The sequence below is a fragment of the Pseudomonas proteolytica genome, from assembly GCF_007858275.1.
Lineage (GTDB): Bacteria > Pseudomonadota > Gammaproteobacteria > Pseudomonadales > Pseudomonadaceae > Aquipseudomonas > Aquipseudomonas proteolytica.
The window spans coordinates 70,772-86,736 of the sequence record NZ_VFEV01000021.1; the positions used below are offsets into that span (position 1 = coordinate 70,772).

At 61.9% G+C, this 15,965-nt stretch carries 13 protein-coding genes; 2 read left to right on the forward strand and 11 right to left on the reverse strand.

All coding sequences use genetic code 11. The features are described 5' to 3' along the window. Positions 1–59: 59 nt before the first annotated feature. The 3 genes from FIV38_RS16635 to FIV38_RS16645 all read right to left on the reverse strand — a co-directional run bounded on the left by FIV38_RS16635 (position 60) and on the right by FIV38_RS16645 (position 4,856). Positions 60–869: a putative RNA methyltransferase gene (locus FIV38_RS16635; protein ID WP_029300130.1), complete on the reverse strand. Its 810-nt coding sequence runs from the start codon at positions 867–869 to the stop codon at positions 60–62. Continuing rightward, on the reverse strand, positions 869–2,020 hold the full coding sequence (gene dapE / locus FIV38_RS16640) for a succinyl-diaminopimelate desuccinylase (RefSeq protein ID WP_029300128.1): 1,152 nt from the start codon (positions 2,018–2,020) through the stop codon (positions 869–871). Before dapE ends, FIV38_RS16635 begins: the two co-directional genes overlap by 1 nt. 244 nt (positions 2,021–2,264) lie before the next feature. Beyond that, complete coding sequence (locus tag FIV38_RS16645) at positions 2,265–4,856, reverse strand: glycosyltransferase (RefSeq protein ID WP_092233978.1); 2,592 nt, start codon at positions 4,854–4,856, stop codon at positions 2,265–2,267. Between the two features lie 217 nt (positions 4,857–5,073). On the opposite strand from FIV38_RS16645, the gene tcdA reads away from it, so the two are divergent. Beyond that, positions 5,074–5,883 (forward strand): tRNA cyclic N6-threonylcarbamoyladenosine(37) synthase TcdA, encoded by an 810-nt coding sequence (gene tcdA / locus FIV38_RS16650; RefSeq protein WP_167362627.1) that lies wholly within the window; start codon positions 5,074–5,076, stop codon positions 5,881–5,883. A 238-nt stretch (positions 5,884–6,121) separates the two neighbouring features. Here the strand turns inward: tcdA and FIV38_RS16655 are convergent, their stop codons facing one another. From FIV38_RS16655 to FIV38_RS16680, 6 genes are all read right to left on the reverse strand, one after another. Next, positions 6,122–6,535 (reverse strand): SufE family protein, encoded by a 414-nt coding sequence (locus tag FIV38_RS16655; RefSeq protein WP_092233981.1) that lies wholly within the window; start codon positions 6,533–6,535, stop codon positions 6,122–6,124. Further along, the gene (locus FIV38_RS16660) at positions 6,532–7,737 is read right to left on the reverse strand and encodes an aminotransferase class V-fold PLP-dependent enzyme (protein WP_092233984.1); all 1,206 of its coding nucleotides are present in this window, start codon (positions 7,735–7,737) and stop codon (positions 6,532–6,534) included. The genes FIV38_RS16655 and FIV38_RS16660 overlap by 4 nt, the downstream gene beginning before the upstream one ends. 70 nt (positions 7,738–7,807) lie before the next feature. Further along, complete coding sequence (gene dapD, locus FIV38_RS16665; RefSeq protein ID WP_092233987.1) at positions 7,808–8,842, reverse strand: 2,3,4,5-tetrahydropyridine-2,6-dicarboxylate N-succinyltransferase; 1,035 nt, start codon at positions 8,840–8,842, stop codon at positions 7,808–7,810. A gap of 32 nt (positions 8,843–8,874) precedes the next feature. Further along, positions 8,875–9,237 (reverse strand): ArsC family reductase, encoded by a 363-nt coding sequence (locus FIV38_RS16670; protein WP_070995735.1) that lies wholly within the window; start codon positions 9,235–9,237, stop codon positions 8,875–8,877. Between the two features lie 104 nt (positions 9,238–9,341). After that, on the reverse strand, positions 9,342–9,644 hold the full coding sequence (locus tag FIV38_RS16675) for a helix-turn-helix domain-containing protein (RefSeq protein WP_070995736.1): 303 nt from the start codon (positions 9,642–9,644) through the stop codon (positions 9,342–9,344). 10 nt (positions 9,645–9,654) lie between these two features. Continuing rightward, positions 9,655–9,996 (reverse strand): type II toxin-antitoxin system RelE/ParE family toxin, encoded by a 342-nt coding sequence (locus FIV38_RS16680; RefSeq protein WP_092233990.1) that lies wholly within the window; start codon positions 9,994–9,996, stop codon positions 9,655–9,657. A gap of 191 nt (positions 9,997–10,187) precedes the next feature. Here FIV38_RS16680 and FIV38_RS16685 point away from each other — a divergent pair, with 191 nt between their 5' ends. Beyond that, positions 10,188–11,831, forward strand: a complete 1,644-nt coding sequence (locus FIV38_RS16685; protein ID WP_092233993.1) for a Na+/H+ antiporter — start codon at positions 10,188–10,190, stop codon at positions 11,829–11,831. A 58-nt stretch (positions 11,832–11,889) separates the two neighbouring features. Here the strand turns inward: FIV38_RS16685 and dapC are convergent, their stop codons facing one another. Both dapC and FIV38_RS16695 read right to left on the reverse strand, forming a co-directional pair. Next, positions 11,890–13,089, reverse strand: a complete 1,200-nt coding sequence (dapC, locus tag FIV38_RS16690) for a succinyldiaminopimelate transaminase (protein ID WP_092233996.1) — start codon at positions 13,087–13,089, stop codon at positions 11,890–11,892. 149 nt (positions 13,090–13,238) lie between these two features. Beyond that, positions 13,239–15,941, reverse strand: a complete 2,703-nt coding sequence (locus FIV38_RS16695; RefSeq protein WP_092234000.1) for a [protein-PII] uridylyltransferase — start codon at positions 15,939–15,941, stop codon at positions 13,239–13,241. Positions 15,942–15,965: the final 24 nt, after the last annotated feature.

Genomic DNA, 15,965 nt, shown 5'->3' on the forward strand with positions numbered 1-15,965 from the left:
GCGGGATTCGAAAATCCATTCGCGGATTCAGGGTGGGCGCAAATGCCCGGAAAAGTCGGTTATTGAAGCACGAAATAGTCGTAGCGCATCGACACGGTGACCAGCAGCGGTTCGGCCTGTTCGATCACCTGGGCGCGCCGCTCGGCACTGGCGCGCCAGCCGTGGGGCGTCATCGCCAGCAGGTTGGCGCGGTCCTTGGGCTCGGCCAGGCTGAGCTGGAACTCCAGGACTTCGCTGTGTTGCAGGCTCATGCCGTCCGGCACCAGGGCCAAGTGCTTGTCGTCGGTGTACTCACGCACTTCGTCGTACAAGCGCTCGCGCAGCTCCATCAGGTGGCCGCGAGTCGGGCCGACCTTCATCAGGCCGCCGCCAGGGCTGAGCAGGCGCTTGGCTTCCTGCCAGTCCAGCGGGCTGAACACGCTGGCGAGGAACTGGCAACTGCCGTCGGCCAACGGTACGCGGGCCATGCTGGCGATCAGCCAAGTCAGCGTCGGGTTGCGCTTGCACGCGCGCTTGACCGCTTCCTTGGAGATATCCAGGGCATAACCATCGGCGCGCAGCAGGGCATCGGCGATTTGTGCGGTGTAATAACCTTCGCCGCAGCCGATATCCAACCAGCGCTGGGGTTTGCGTTCCGCAGCCAGTGCCGCCAGGCGCCTGGCCACCGGCGCGTAGTGCCCGGCATTGAGGAAGTCGCGGCGCGCCTCCACCATCGCCAGGTTATCGCCCGGGTCGCGGCTGTTCTTGTGCTGCACCGGCAACAGGTTCAGATAACCCTGGCGGGCCCGGTCGAAACGGTGTCCGGCGGGGCACACCACGCCATTGTCCACCTCATTGAGTGGCGCGCTGCAAATGGGGCAGGCGAGCATCAGGCGAGCAACTTGATCAGGGTCTGGTAGTAGATTTCGGTCAGCACATCGAGGTCGCTGGCCAGGATGCGTTCGTTGACCTGATGGATCGTCGCGTTGACCGGGCCCAGTTCCACCACTTGGGTACCGAGGGTCGCGATAAAGCGCCCGTCGGACGTGCCGCCGCTGGTGGACGCCTTGGTCTCGCGCCCAGTGATGGCCTTGATGCTGGCAGACACCGCATCGAGCAGTGCGCCGGGTTCGGTGAGGAACGGCAGGCCCGACAGCGCCCATTCCACATGCCAGTCCAGGCCATGCTTGTCGAGAATCGCCGCGACCCGCTGCTGCAGGCCTTCGACGGTGGACTCGGTGGAGAACCGGAAGTTGAACACCGCCGTCAGGTCGCCGGGGATCACGTTGGTGGCGCCGGTGCCGGAGTTGAGGTTGGAGATCTGGAAGCTGGTCGGCGGGAAGAAGGTGTTGCCGTCATCCCAATGCTCGGCGGCCAGTTCCGCCAGCGCCGGGGCGGCCAGGTGGATCGGGTTCTTAGCCAGGTGCGGGTAGGCCACGTGGCCTTGCACACCGCGCACGGTCAAGGTCGCGCCGAGGGAGCCACGACGGCCATTCTTGACCACGTCGCCCACCAGGGTGGTGCTCGACGGCTCGCCAACGATGCACCAGTCCAGGCGCTCCTTGCGCGCCGCCAGGCGCTCGATCACCGCTTTGGTGCCGTGGTGTGCCGGGCCTTCTTCGTCGCTGGTGATCAGGAAGGCTACCGAACCCTTGTGGTCCGGGTAGTCCTTCACAAAGCGTTCGGACGCCACCAGCATGGCGGCCAGGCTGCCTTTCATGTCGGCTGCGCCACGCCCGCACAACATGCCGTGTTCGTCGATCAGCGCGTCGAACGGATCATTCTGCCAGGCCTGCACCGGGCCGGTCGGGACCACGTCGGTGTGGCCGGCGAAGCACAGTACCGGACCTTCATGCTTGCCGTGGGTGGCCCAGAAGTTATCCACATCTTCGATACGCATCGGCTCAAGCGCAAAGCCGGCGTCGCCCAGGCGTTGCATCATCAGCTTCTGGCAGTCAGCGTCGACAGGCGTTACCGACGGGCGACGGATCAGGTCGATAGCGAGTTGGAGGGTCGGCGAAAGGTCGGCGTGGGCCGTCATGGGGAAGCTCCGAAAGCGTGTTATGGGCGCAGGACGAGTGTGCAACAGCAGCGCGATTCCAATGTGGGAGCGGGCTTGCTCGCGATTGCGGCGGATCAGTCAGTGCATCGGTTACTGACAGACCGCTATCGCGGGCAAGCCCGCTCCCCCATAAAGCATGGCCTGGGCCATGCTCTGCAAAAGGGCCGTTATCTTATAGCAAAACGGCGACCAGAGGCCGCCGTTTAGTGGATTGCGCAAGTTTTTACGCCGCTGGGGCGGGCTCCACCACCGCTGCCGGTTTAGGCAGTGACGAGAGGAACGCCATGATCAACGCCGCCACATACGGCAACGATTGCACCAGCAACATCACCACCCAGAAGCGCATGTCATTGCTCGGCAGGCCTTGCACCAGGTAAATCCCCAGCGCTGCGCCCCACAGCAGCAACATGATGAACATCTCCTCCCGAGCCTCGGAAATCGCTACCCAGAAGCCGTGGTTATCCGCGTTTTTCGGTGTACGAAAGAACGGAATACTGGTGGTGAAGAAACCATACAGCACCGCCTTGGCGATGGTATGGGACAACGCCAACCCGGCCAGGGCCGCGCAGAACGCATCCTTGAGGTTCACACCCACGGCGCGACGGTAGAGGAAGATGATCTTGCCGACCTTGAACACGAATAGCGCCAACGGCGGGATTGCGAAGATCAGCAGGGGCGGATCGACCCGGGTCGGCACAATGATCATCGCCGCCGACCACAACAAGGCACCGACGGTGAAGAAGATATTCATGCCGTCCGCCACCCACGGCAGCCAGCCCGCGAGGAAGTGGTAGCGCTGGCCACGGGTCAGTTCCGTGTCCTTGCCACGCAACAGGCTGGCGGTGTGGCGCTTGATGATCTGGATCGCGCCGTAGGCCCAGCGGAAGCGCTGCTTCTTGAAGTCGATAAAGGTATCGGGCATCAAGCCCTTGCCGTAGCTGGTGTGGTAGTAGGCAGCCGACAGACCTTTCTCGAACACCCGTAGGCCCAGTTCCGCATCTTCACAGATACACCAGTCGGCCCAGCCCAGCTCTTCGAGCACCGAGCGGCGGGTCATGGTCATGGTGCCGTGCTGGATGATGGCGTCGCGGTCGTTGCGCGTGACCATGCCGATATGGAAGAAGCCTTTGTATTCGGCGTAGCAGAGCTTCTTGAAGGTGCTTTCGTTCTGGTCGCGGTAATCCTGGGGCGATTGCACCACGGCGATTTTCGGGTCGGCGAAGTGCGGCACCATGTGTTTGAGCCAGTTGGGCGACACGCAGTAGTCCGAGTCGATCACCGCGATCACTTCGGCGTCCTTGGCGGTGTGCGGGATCAAGTAGTTCAGCGCGCCGCCCTTGAAACCGGCCAGGGGCGCGACGTGGAAGAACTTGAAGCGCGGGCCCAGCGTCTCACAGTAGTCGCGCACCGGTTCCCACACGGCCGGGTCCTTGGTGTTGTTGTCGATGATCAGGACTTCGTAGTCCGGGTAGTCGAGGGCGGCCAGGGCGTCGAGGGTCTGTTTGACCATTTCCGGTGGCTCGTTGTAGCACGGCACATGGATCGACACTTTCGGGCGGTAGTCCGAATCGCCCTCCACCGGTAGGAATTCGCGGCGGCGCTTGTGGGTCCAGACCGCTTCCGCCAGCTCATGGGCCTCGGTCAGCAGCACAATAAACACCCCAAGTGCGCCGAGGGCCAGCAAGAAGCCCACCGTCAGGCTGAACCACGTGCTGTATTGCTGGCTGTAGTCGTAGCCGATCCATACCAGCACCGAGCCACACAGGAACGCAATAAAGGTCAGGAAGGTACGGCCACGCTGGCGCAGGGCCGAGCCGTCGATCATCAGCAGGGTCAGCGACAGCAGGGCCAGCACCACCGAGCCGATGGCCAGCACCCGCCATTGCGGAATCGCTACCACCGGGCCTTCAAAATTGAATTTCTGCTGGCGCGCGGCGTTGAACACACCCCAATAGGCGCCCACCGAGCCTTCGTCACTGGCCTTCCAAGGTTGGTCGAAGGCTTCGATCACGAAGTAGTTGTAGCCCTGGCGGTTCAGTTTGTTGACCAGGGTACGCAGGTAAATGGCCTGGTCGGCAGGCGACGCGTCCGCGCCACCGCGCATGCGGCCATTGCTCGGCCAGCCGACTTCCGACAGCAGCAGCGGCTTTTTCGGGAAGGTCTTCTTCAGATCCTTGGCGCGGTCGAGGACGAATTGCCCGGCCTGGGCCATGGGAATATGTTCCCAGTACGGCAGGACGTGCGCGGCGATCAGGTCGACATGCTTGCCCAGTTGCGGGTTGTGCTCCCAGATATGCCACTGCTCTGAGGTGGTCACTGGCACTTTGACAGCGGCGCGCACCCGGTCCAGCAGCACAATCAGCTCGTCGGCGGTGATTTCCTTGCGGAAGATCGCCTCGTTGCCGACCACCACACGTACCACGCTGCGCGAGGTGTTGGCGATCTCGATGGCACGCTGGATCTCACGCTCGTTGCGCTCCAGGTCCGGGCTGATCCAGATCCCCAGGGTCACGCGCAGGCCGAATTCTTCCGCCAGCTTGGGGATGTCCCCCAGGGTGCCGTCGACCGAATAGGTACGGATGTTGTCCGTCAGCTTGCTCATGATCGCAAGGTCCTGACGCATCTGTTCGTCGGTCGGGTACTGGTCTTTCTGCGGGTACTGGCCTTGCTGGAACGGCGAGTACGAAAACCCGGAGATCTGCTGTGGCCAGTTGGGAGTAGTGACCGGGCGGTTGATCAGCGCCCAGAAACCGGTGAACAGCGCGGCAATCGCCAGCACTACCACCAGGTTGAGTCCAAATTTACGCGATGACATAGCTATTTCGGGTTCCAAAGGGTGCGGAACGAAAAGAGGTGTTGGCCTGCGCCGAACGGCGCGCATCCTACACTGGCCCTTCCATGAGCGTACAGCAAGCTGGGAAAAACCGGAGTTTAGTCAGCGAAACCTCTGCGGAGTTCTTTACTTGTAGCTGGAAGCTTCGAACTTGTCGCCGCGTAGTCCATAATGCGCGCCGGTTTTTGGGGTAATGGTCATGAGCACAGAAGATCCACGGTTTGCCGGCGTCGCCCGTTTGTATGGCATTGAAGGCCTGGAGCGTTTGAAAGCGGCCCATGTGGCCATCGTCGGCGTGGGCGGTGTCGGCTCGTGGGCGGCGGAAGCCATGGCCCGCTGCGGGGTGGGCGAGATTTCGCTGTTTGACCTGGACGACGTGTGCGTCAGCAACAGCAACCGTCAGTTGCACGCCCTGGACAGCACGGTAGGCAAGCCCAAGGTCGAAGTGATGGCCGAGCGCCTGCGTGCGATCAACCCCGATTGCACCGTGCATGCGGTGGCGGACTTCGTGACCCGCGACACCATGGCCGAGTACATCACGCCTGACATTGACTGCGTGATTGACTGCATCGATGCGGTCAACGCCAAGGCGGCGCTGATCGCCTGGTGCAAGCGGCGCAAGATCCAGATCATCACCACCGGCGGCGCCGGCGGGCAGATTGACCCGACGCTGATCCAAGTGTGCGACCTGAACCGCACCTTCAACGACCCACTGGCCTCGAAAGTGCGTTCCACTTTGCGTCGTGACTACGGCTTTTCACGCACCGTGACCCGGCACTACAGCGTGCCTTGCGTGTTCTCCACCGAACAGCTGCGGTATCCCAAGCCCGATGGCAGCATCTGCTTGCAGAAGAGTTTTGTGGGGGATGGCGTGAAGCTGGACTGCGCGGGTGGGTTTGGCGCGGTGATGATGGTGACGGCGACCTTTGGCATGGTGGCGGCGACCAAGGCCGTGGACAAGATCGTGGCCGGAGTGCGCAGGCCGTCCGAACGGGTCAAGCCCACCTGAATCTCACTGCTGGGCATAAACAAAATGTGGGGCTTGCCCGCGATGGCGGTGTGCCAGGCAATACATCTGGCACTGATCCACTGCTATCGCGGCATCGGTATCTACACAACTTTGCCGCAACGCCTAAATCCAGGCAGATAGCGCAGTTCCGACAAGCCCGCTCGCCACAGGGAAGATCGTCAGTTTCTGAAAGTTGTGTAGATACCTATGGCTATCGCGGGCAAGCCCGCTCCTACGGTTAGTTTTGCGTATGGCTCAAGTCGCGCATGCGCTGCAGGACTGCGTTCAGGCCATTGCTGCGCGACGGCGACAGCTGGCGGGAGAGGCCCAGTTGGTTGAACCAGTCAGGCAGGTCGACCGCCTGTAACGCGTGCGCCGATAGGCCATTGACCCGCGCCAGCAACAACGCCACCAACCCGCGAATCAAGCGCGCGTCGCTGCTGGCGGCAAACTGCCAGTGGCCCTCGTGCAAGCGCCCCACCAGCCACACCAGGCTTTCACAGCCCTGTACCAGGTTGGCGTCGATCTTGTCCTCAGGCACCAATGCCGGCAGCCGCTCGCCCCATTGCATCAGCAGGCGGGCGCGTTGCTCCCAGCTGCCGACAGCCTGAAAGGCCTGCAGCGCGGCCAGCGCATCCGCTGGCAGGCTCATCGCAGCATGTCCAGCGCCTGGTCCAGCGCTTCAAAAAAGCGCTCCAGGTCATCGGAGTCGTTGTACAGCGCCAACGAAACCCGGATTGCGCCGGATAAATGCAGGCTCTTGAGCAGGGGCATTGCACAGTGATGGCCGGCGCGTACCGCGATGCCTTGCTCGGTCAGCAGGTGGGCGAGGTCGGCGCTGTGTATACCGTCTACCACGAAGCTGGCCAGGGCCACGTGTGGCGAGCCCAGCAGGCGCACGCCATTGCGTGCCCGCAAGCCGCGCAATAGATAGTCATGCAGCGCCGCTTCATGGGCGAGCACCGCCGCTTGATCCAGGGAATTGAGGTAGTCCAGGGTCGCCCCCAGGCCAATCACGCTGGCAATCGGCGGGGTGCCCGCTTCGAAACCCAGGGGCGCGGGGCGAAAGCTGGCGCTGTGGTAGTCCGCCTGTTGCACCATCTCGCCGCCAAACTGCCAGTGACGCAGCAGATGCAGGCCTTCGGTGCGGCCGTAAAGCACGCCGACGCCGTCCGGGCCGTAGAGCTTGTGGCTGGAAAACACGTAGAAGTCGCAGCCCAGGGCCTGCACGTCATGGCGCCCGTGGACGATGCCCTGTGCGCCATCCACCACGGTCAAGGCGTCGTGGGCCTTGGCCAGTGCCAGCAACTGCGGCAACGGCTGCCAGGCGCCCAGCACGTTGGATAACTGGCTCACCGCCAGCAGGCGGGTGCGTGGCCCGATCATCGTGGCGGCGGCGTGCAGGTCGATCAAGCCGGCGTCGTCGAGGGGCAACACCACAAGCGTGAGCTCGCGGCGTTTGGCCAACTGCTGCCAGGGCAAGAGGTTGGCGTGATGTTCCAGGGCGCTGATGACAATCTCATCGCCCGGGTTGAAAAGGTGCTCAAGGCCATAGGCCAGGAGGTTCAGCGCTGAAGTTGCGCCGTGGGTGAAGATGATTTGCCCGCTGTCACCGACGTTGAGCCATTGCGCCACTTTGCTGCGACTGTCCTCGAACGCCTGGGTCGCATGGGCGCCCGGCAAATGCTGGGCACGGTGCACATTGGCTGCGCCATTGGCGTAGTAATGGCTGAGGGCGTCCAACAGGGCTTGAGGTTTTTGCGTGGTAGCGGCGTTGTCCAGATAGGTCTGGTCTTGCCGTTGCAAGGTAGCGATGGCCGGGAAATCGGCGCGCCAGGGCGAAGGCACAAGCATGGGGTTCAAGACTCATATGAACCGGCCGCGCTGAATAACGCGGCCGGTTCCGGTGGCATCGAGTCGCTGCTTAGTTGTGAGCGTGCAGCGCTGCGTTCAGTTCGATCGCCGACTTGTGGGTTTTGCACTCCACGGCACCGGTTTCGGAGTTACGGCGGAACAGCAGGTCCGGCTGGCCAGCCAGTTCGCGAGCCTTGACCACCTTGACCAGTTGGTTCTGCTCATCGAGCAGTGCCACTTTGGTGCCAGCGGTCACGTACAGGCCCGATTCCACGGTGTTGCGATCACCCAACGGGATACCGATACCGGCGTTGGCGCCGATCAGGCAGCCTTCGCCCACCTTGATCACGATGTTGCCGCCGCCCGACAGGGTACCCATGGTGGAGCAACCGCCGCCCAGGTCCGAACCCTTGCCGACGAAGACACCCGCCGATACACGGCCTTCGATCATGCCAGGGCCTTCGGTGCCTGCGTTGAAGTTGATGAAGCCTTCATGCATCACCGTGGTGCCTTCGCCCACATAGGCACCCAGGCGCAGACGCGCAGCATCGGCGATACGCACGCCGGCCGGCACCACGTAGTCGGTCATTTTCGGGAACTTGTCCACCGAGAACACTTCCAGCAGCTCGCCACGCAGGCGTGCTTCCAACTGGCGCTCGGCCAGCTCGCCGATGTCGATCGCACCCTGGCTGGTCCAGGCCACGTTCGGCAGTTGCGGGAACACACCGGCCAGGCTCAGGCCATGGGGCTTGACCAGGCGGTGGGACAGCAGATGCAGCTTGAGGTAGGCCTCTGGGGTGGAGGTCAATGCCGCGTCCTCGGCCAGCAGCGTGGCGACCAACGGCTTGTGGCTTTCGGCCAGGCGGGTCAGCAGGGCGGCTTGGGTGGCATCTACATTTTTCAGTGCATCAACCAGCTGCGAGGCTTGGGCAATGGTGAAAGTGATGGCGTGGTTGCCTTCGGTGTAGCCGAGGATAGGCGCGATGGCGGCAACGATCTCGGCCGAAGGGTTGAGCAATGGTTGGGCGTAAAACACTTCCAGCCAAGCACCTTGGCGGTTCTGGGTGCCGACGCCGAAGCCCAGGCTGAACAGGGAATTGGACATGCTGTTACCTCTACAAAAATGAAGTGGCTGGCCTACTTGAGGGCCGCCGAATAACTATCTGGCTTGAAGCCAATCAGGGTTCTGTCACCGAGATCGAGCACCGGGCGCTTGATCATCGAGGGTTGTGCGAGCATCAGTTCAATCGCTTTCGCCTGGTCGAGATCGGCTTTCTGTTCGTCTTCGAGTTTGCGAAAGGTCGTGCCTGCACGGTTCAAAACCACTTGCCAACCGTGCTCATTGCACCATTGGGTCAAGTGTTCGCGGTCGATACCGGCCGTCTTGTAGTCATGAAACGTATAGCTGATGGCATTTTCATCGAGCCAGGTACGCGCCTTTTTCATGGTGTCGCAGGCTTTGATGCCGAAAATCTGTAACTGCTTGTTTTTATTGGGCATATTTCATTCCTAAAAATCTCCCCAATAGGGTCGCAAAAATTCAGCCAAGGATTATGCCACGTAGAGCCCCTGCGCGCAGGCTACCCGACCCAAAGGTGGGCAAGTCATGCGTGGGCTGCTTGATCCTCTGGAACCAGGCGGATTTCCACACGTTGGCCAAGGGCCCTGGCAGCGCTGGCTAAAGTCGCGAGGGTCATGCCTGAGTCATTTTGATCAAGTGCGCGGTCCACGGCGGTTCTGCTGGTGTGCATCCGCTCTGCCAGCGCTTTTTTACTGACTCGCTGGTGCTTCATCGCCTGCGCAATCTGCCACGCGATGACACGTTTGAGGGCGGCTGCGCAGACTTCTTCACCGAGCCCTTGCTCGGCGAGGAAATCATCGAAGTCAGAACCGATATGTTTGTTCATGTGTTGTACCTCATAACCTTGCCTTGCGCTGCTTGGCGGTTGCCATGTCGTGCACCGGTGTCTTTTGGCTTTTCTTGATAAAACCGTGAAGTAGCACCCTGTTGCTGCCGACCACCGTGAAGATAATGCGGGCGATGGTGTCCTCCAGATCAACCCTGACTTCCCACAGCCCGGAGTCGAGCTTTCGCACTACGGGCATGCCGATTGGCCACCCCAGTTGCACGGTTTTTATTTCAATCCCAATGAGTCGCCTGTGTTCACGGGGCAGATCGGTCAGCCATTCACGTACCGGCTCGTTACCTGCGTCAGTGCGAAAAAAGCTCACATGTAAAGTGAGTGAGTTTTTACTCATCTGTTGGAGTGTACCTAAAATGGTGCTCTTTTCAATGTGTCGCTCTACAGTCCGCCATCCATTGGTCCGAGTCCTGGCTGCGACTTATGTGCAACGGTCAGCCAGCAGCATAGGTGGCTAATATGGCACTTCAAAGGCGCGCTGCTGCCTGATATGTGTCGTAGTACGTCGATTGTCCGGGAACCCGCTTTATGCAAACCGCCTACACCGTTCTTATCCTGCTGATGCTGGTCAGCGTTTCGCGTCTGGTCGGGCGTGTCATCCCCTTGCCGTTGCCGTTGGTGCAGATTGCCGCCGGTGCCCTGTTGGCGTGGCCGACCCTGGGGTTGCATGTAGCGCTGGACCCGGAGCTGTTTCTATTTCTGTTCCTGCCGCCGCTGCTGTTCTCCGATGGCTGGCGCATGCCCAAGCGTGAGTTGTGGCGCTTGCGTGGTCCCATCCTGACATTGGCGGTAGGGCTGGTGCTGTTTACCGTGGTGGGCGCCGGTTACTTTATCCATTGGCTGCTGCCAAGCATTCCCTTGCCTGTGGCGTTCGCCCTGGCGGCTGTGTTGTCGCCGACGGATGCGGTGGCGGTGTCGGCGATTTCCCAGAACCGCTTGCCCACACCTTTGATGCATATGCTCCAGGGCGAGGCCTTGATGAACGATGCGTCGGGCCTGGTGACGTTCAAGTTTGCCCTCGCGGCGGCGTTGACCGGGGTGTTTTCCCTGGCCGATGCCAGCCTGACGTTTGTGCTGGTGGCGCTCGGAGGCCTGGCCATCGGCGTGGCGTTGAGCTGGCTGGTGGGGCGCCTGCGGGCCTGGATGATTGCCCGGGGTTGGGATGACCCGGCCACCCATGTGGTGTTTATGTTGCTGCTGCCCTTTGCCGCTTATGTGCTGGCCGAACGCCTGGGCGCGTCGGGGATTCTCTCGGCGGTGGCGGCGGGCATGATGCAAAGCTGGCTGGACCTGCTGCCACGCCAGACCAGTACGCGGTTGCTCAATCGCAGTGTCTGGTCGCTGCTGGAGTTTGCCTTCAACGGGCTGATCTTCCTGCTGCTGGGCCTGCAATTGCCCGACATCATCAAGGCGGTGACCAGTCACGAAGCTACGCTGTGGCCGACCTTGTTCTATCGCGTCCTGGACGTGATCGCGATCTTCCTGGTGTTGTTGGTGCTGCGGTTTATCTGGGTACAGAGTATCTGGCGCCTGTCCGGCCTGCTGCGGCGCCTGCGTGGTAAAAGCGAGCTGACCCTGGTGCCAACCGCGCGGTCTTGCTGGCTTTTGACCGTCGGTGGGGTGCGCGGGGCGGTGACGCTGGCCGGTGTGATGTCAGTGCCGTTGCTGTTTGCACCGGGCCAGGCGTTTCCTGAGCGTGACTTGCTGATCTTTATCGCCGCCGGGGTGATCCTGCTGTCGTTGGTGGCCGCCTGTATTGCCTTGCCGCTGTTGCTACGGGGGATTGAGAAAAGCCCGGATGACAAGCGTCGCGGTGAGGTGCGCGATGCCTGGAAGAAAACCGCCGAGGCGGCGATTCATGCCCTGGAGGCAGAGGAGGCCGCCGAGGTGGCGCCCCTGGACGCGGCGCAGGCCGCATTGGCGACGGAGCTCAAGGCGCGGATCATGTCGGAGTACCGTCACCAACTGGAGGTGTTCAATGACTCGGCCGAAGCCCAGGCGCTGGCGCTGCAGATGGATCAACTGGAGCGCAAGTTGCGGCTCAAGGCTCTGCGCGCGCAGCGCCTGGAGTTGTACAGCCTGAGCCGCCACCACCAGATTGGTGATGATGTGCTGCGCGAAGTGCTGGCGGACCTGGATATGAGTGAGGCTAACCTGGGGACCCAGAAATAGCCGCGTGGGTTAATTCACCCCTACGCAGGCCGCTCCCAGGCGGGAGCGGCCCCGGTCATCAACGACGGCGCTGGATGAAGTTGCGCATCCGTTCAGCGGCTTCAACGCATTCGGACAACGGTGCCACCAGTGCCAGGCGCACCCGCCCGGCACCTGGATTGAAACCGTCCACTTCCCGCGACAGGTACGAGCCCGGCACCACGGTCACGTGTTCTTCCACGAACAAGTCGCGGCAGAACGCGGCGTCGTCGCCCTCGACGTTCGGCCACAGGTAAAAACCACCGTCAGGGTTCTGTACGTCCAATACCGGCTTGAGAATCGCCAGGACCGCGGCGAATTTTTCCCGGTACAGATCACGGTTGGCCAATACATGAGCCTCATCCTGCCAGGCGGCAATGCTCGCCAGCTGGGTTTGCACTGGCATGGCACAGCCGTGGTAGGTGCGGTACAGCAGGAAGGCCTTGAGGATCTCGGCATCGCCGGCCACAAAACCGGAACGCAGGCCCGGCAGGTTGGAGCGCTTGGACAGACTATGGAACACCACGCAGCGCTTGAAATCCTCGCGACCCAGTTCGACACAGGCGCTGAGCAGGCCAGGCGGCGGGGTTTGTTCGTCGAAGTACAGTTCGCTGTAGCACTCGTCGGCGGCGATCACGAAGTCGTACTGGTCGGCCAGGGCGATCAGTTTTTTCAGGGTGGCGACGGGGATCAGTGCGCCGGTCGGGTTGCCGGGGGAGCACAGGAACAGGATCTGGCAGCGTTGCCAGATATCTGCCGAGACGGCGTCGAAATCCGGATTGAAGCCGTTCTCATCCAGGCACGGCAGGTAATGCGGCTTGGCTCCGGCGAGGAACGCTGCGCCTTCGTAGATCTGATAGAACGGGTTCGGGCTGACCACCAGGGCATCGTCGCCACGGTTGACCACGGTCTGGGTGAACGCGAACAGCGCTTCGCGGGTGCCATTGACCGGCAGGATATTGCGCGCCGGGTCCAGCCAGCCCTTGGGCACGTTGAAGCGTCGTTCGCACCAGGCGCCAATGGCCTCGCGCAGGGCCGGGATGCCCAGGGTGGTGGGGTACACCGCCATTTGGTCGAGGTTATTGGTCAGGGCCTGGGCGACGAAATCCGGGGACTTGTGCTTGGGCTCGCCGATGGACAGGGCAATCGGGCGCTTGTCCGGGTTTGGCGTGACACTGCCCAGCAGCGCGCGCAATTTCTCGAACGGGTAGGGTTGCAGCTGGTTCAGGGCGTTGTTCATTGGGGGCCTCTATCGTTGAACGCGGCCCCTGTAGGAGCTGGCTTGCCTGCGATGTAGGCGCCGCGGTGTATCTGTTACACCGCGGCGATGCCATCGCAGGCAAGCCAGCTCCTACAAGGGCGCGCGGCCACAGGGAAATAAAATTCAACTCAAATGGTCAGTCGGAACCCTTCTGCCCCGGGCTCCTGGTTCACGCTCAATTGCGCGACGATAGCGTCCTGCAAGCGGCGGCACAGTTCCGGGTCGGACAGGGGGTGATTGTCGGCGTCGGTAATAAAAAACACGTCTTCGACCCGCTCGCCCAGGGTGGCAATCTTGGCGTTTTGCAATGACAGGTCGAACTCCAGAAAGATCCCGCCGATCCGTGCCAGCAGGCCTGGCCGATCCGGTGCGCTGAGTTCCAGCACCGTTACCGGGCGCTGGGCGTCATTGTGGATGGTCACCTGGGGCGCAAAGGCAAAATGCTTGAGCTGGCGCGGCACCCGGCGCTGGATGATGGTCGGGTAGTCGTCAGGGTTGCGCAGGGCTTCGGTCAGGCCTTCGCGGATTTTTTTCACGCGCTCGGGGTTGTCGCCGATGGACTCGCCTTCGGTGTCGAGCACGATATAGGTGTCGAGGGTGAACTGGCTGCTGGAAGTAATGACCCGCGCGTCATGGATGTTCAGGTTGAGCTGGTCCATCGCGGCCACGGTCACGGCGAAGAAGTCGTGCTGGTCCGGGGCGTAGATAAAGATCTGCGTGCCGCCTTCGAATTCGCGCTGGGTCGTTTCCTTGATCAGCACCAGCGGGCCACCGTCAGCCGGCTGCTGGAGGATCGCGTCGGTGTGCCAGGCCACGTCGCCTGCGGTGTGGCGCAGGAAATAGTCATCACCCAATTGCGACCAGAGTTGCTCCACATCGTCCGGGTCGTTGCCGCCGCGCACCAGGATATCCAGGGCCGCGCTCTGGGTGCGGCGGATCTGCTCTTCGCGGTCCACCGGGTTTTCCAGGCCGCGGCGCAACGCGCGCTTGGTCTCGGTATAGAGCTGGCGCAACAGGCTGGCGCGCCACGAGTTCCAAAGGGTCGGATTGGTGGCGTTGATGTCGGAGACGGTCAGCACATAGAGGTAGTCGAGACGGGTTTCGTCGCCGACGGCCTGCGCGAAATCATGGATTACCTGTGGGTCGGACAAGTCCTTGCGCTGGGCGGTGGTGGACATGACCAGGTGGTTCTGTACCAGCCAGACAATCAGGCGGCTGTCCCACTGCGGCAACTGGTGGCGCTGGCAGAAGGCTTGCGCATCCACCGCGCCGATTTCCGAATGGTCGCCGTGTCGGCCCTTGCCGATATCGTGGTACAGGCCGGCCAGGTAGATCAGTTCAGGCTTGGGTAGCTTGGCCATCAGCTTACTGGCCAGCGGGAATTTCTCTGACACCTGGGTGTACTGCAGCTTACGCAGGTGCTTGATCAGGTTCAGGGTGTGGGCGTCGACCGTATAAATGTGGAACAGGTCGTGTTGCATCTGCCCGACGATAAAGCCGAACTCCGGCAGATAGCGCCCGAGGATGCCGTAGCGGTTCATGCGCCGCAGGTTGCGGTGGATGCCGATCTTGCACTTGAACAGTTCGATAAACAGGCTGGTATTGCGGATGTCGTTACGGAATTCGTCGTCGATCAGGTGGCGGTTTTCCCGCAGCAAGCGGATGGTATCGGCGCGCACGCCCTTGATTTCCGGTTGCTGGGCCATCAGCACGAAGATTTCCAGCATGGCAAAGGGGGTGCGCTTGAACACGTTGTCGTGGCGCGCCTCGATATAGCCGTCGTGCAGTTGGAAGCGCGCATTGATCGGTTGCTGTGGCGCTTCGTCTTCGGGGGCCAGGATCACTTCTTCAAAGTGCTGGATGATCAGGTCGCTGAGCTGGGCAATACTCATGACCACCCGGTAGTACTGCTGCATGAAGCTTTCGATGCTGGTCTTCGCGTCTTCGCCTTCAAAGCCCAACAAGGCGGCGATGGAGCGCTGGTGGTCAAACAGCAGGCGGTCTTCGGAGCGTCCGGCGAGCATGTGCAGGGCGTAGCGCACCTTCCACAAAAACTCCTGGGACGAGGCCAGCAGGGCGTTTTCGCTCTCTACCAAAAAGCCTTCGCCGGCCAGGGCCCGCAGGTTCAGGGTGCCGTACTGGCGCCGGGCCACCCACAAGATGGTCTGGATGTCCCGCAGCCCGCCAGGCGAGCCCTTGACGTTGGGTTCCAGGTTGTATTCGGTGTCGTTGTACTTGTGGTGCCGGGCTTTCTGCTCGGCGCGCTTGGCGAGGAAGAACTCCTTGCTCGGCCACATATGCGCGGTGCTGGTGACTTCCAGCATGCGCTGGCGCAGGCGTTCGGGGCCGCAGATGGTGCGGCTTTCCATCAGGTTGGTGACCACGGTGAGGTCGGCGCGGGCTTCTTCGGCGCATTCATCTACCGAACGCACGCTCTGACCGACTTCCAGGCCGATGTCCCACAACAGCGTCAGAAAACGCTCGATGGAATCACGAAAGATCTCGTGGTCGGCGCTGTCCAGCAGGATCAGCAGGTCGATATCGGAGTAGGGGTGCAGTTCGCCCCGGCCATAGCCGCCGACGGCCACCAGGGCGATATCGGCATCTTCGCTCCAGTCGAACTGCTCCCAGGCCTTTTGCAGGATGTTATCGACGAACCAGGCGCGATCCTCGATCAGCCTGCGGATCTCCCGGCCGCTGCGAAAACGCCCGTCGAGCACCTCGCGGGCCTGGCGGATGGCCTTCTTGAAGGCGGCAATCGGGCTTGCCTTCAGCGCCAGTTCCGCCTGGAACTGGCCACGGTCGAAGAGTTCGGGATCCACCTGGGGCATCGATCGGCTTTCCTTTCTATCTAT

Coding starts and splice junctions, on each gene's coding strand:
- FIV38_RS16635 (WP_029300130.1), bottom strand. CDS start 869: ATGCTCGCCTGCCCCATTTGCAGCGCGCCACTCAATGAGGTGGACAAT.
- dapE (WP_029300128.1), bottom strand. CDS start 2,020: ATGACGGCCCACGCCGACCTTTCGCCGACCCTCCAACTCGCTATCGAC.
- FIV38_RS16645 (WP_092233978.1), bottom strand. CDS start 4,856: ATGTCATCGCGTAAATTTGGACTCAACCTGGTGGTAGTGCTGGCGATT.
- tcdA (WP_167362627.1), top strand. CDS start 5,074: ATGAGCACAGAAGATCCACGGTTTGCCGGCGTCGCCCGTTTGTATGGC.
- FIV38_RS16655 (WP_092233981.1), bottom strand. CDS start 6,535: ATGAGCCTGCCAGCGGATGCGCTGGCCGCGCTGCAGGCCTTTCAGGCT.
- FIV38_RS16660 (WP_092233984.1), bottom strand. CDS start 7,737: ATGCTTGTGCCTTCGCCCTGGCGCGCCGATTTCCCGGCCATCGCTACC.
- dapD (WP_092233987.1), bottom strand. CDS start 8,842: ATGTCCAATTCCCTGTTCAGCCTGGGCTTCGGCGTCGGCACCCAGAAC.
- FIV38_RS16670 (WP_070995735.1), bottom strand. CDS start 9,237: ATGCCCAATAAAAACAAGCAGTTACAGATTTTCGGCATCAAAGCCTGC.
- FIV38_RS16675 (WP_070995736.1), bottom strand. CDS start 9,644: ATGAACAAACATATCGGTTCTGACTTCGATGATTTCCTCGCCGAGCAA.
- FIV38_RS16680 (WP_092233990.1), bottom strand. CDS start 9,996: ATGAGTAAAAACTCACTCACTTTACATGTGAGCTTTTTTCGCACTGAC.
- FIV38_RS16685 (WP_092233993.1), top strand. CDS start 10,188: ATGCAAACCGCCTACACCGTTCTTATCCTGCTGATGCTGGTCAGCGTT.
- dapC (WP_092233996.1), bottom strand. CDS start 13,089: ATGAACAACGCCCTGAACCAGCTGCAACCCTACCCGTTCGAGAAATTG.
- FIV38_RS16695 (WP_092234000.1), bottom strand. CDS start 15,941: ATGCCCCAGGTGGATCCCGAACTCTTCGACCGTGGCCAGTTCCAGGCG.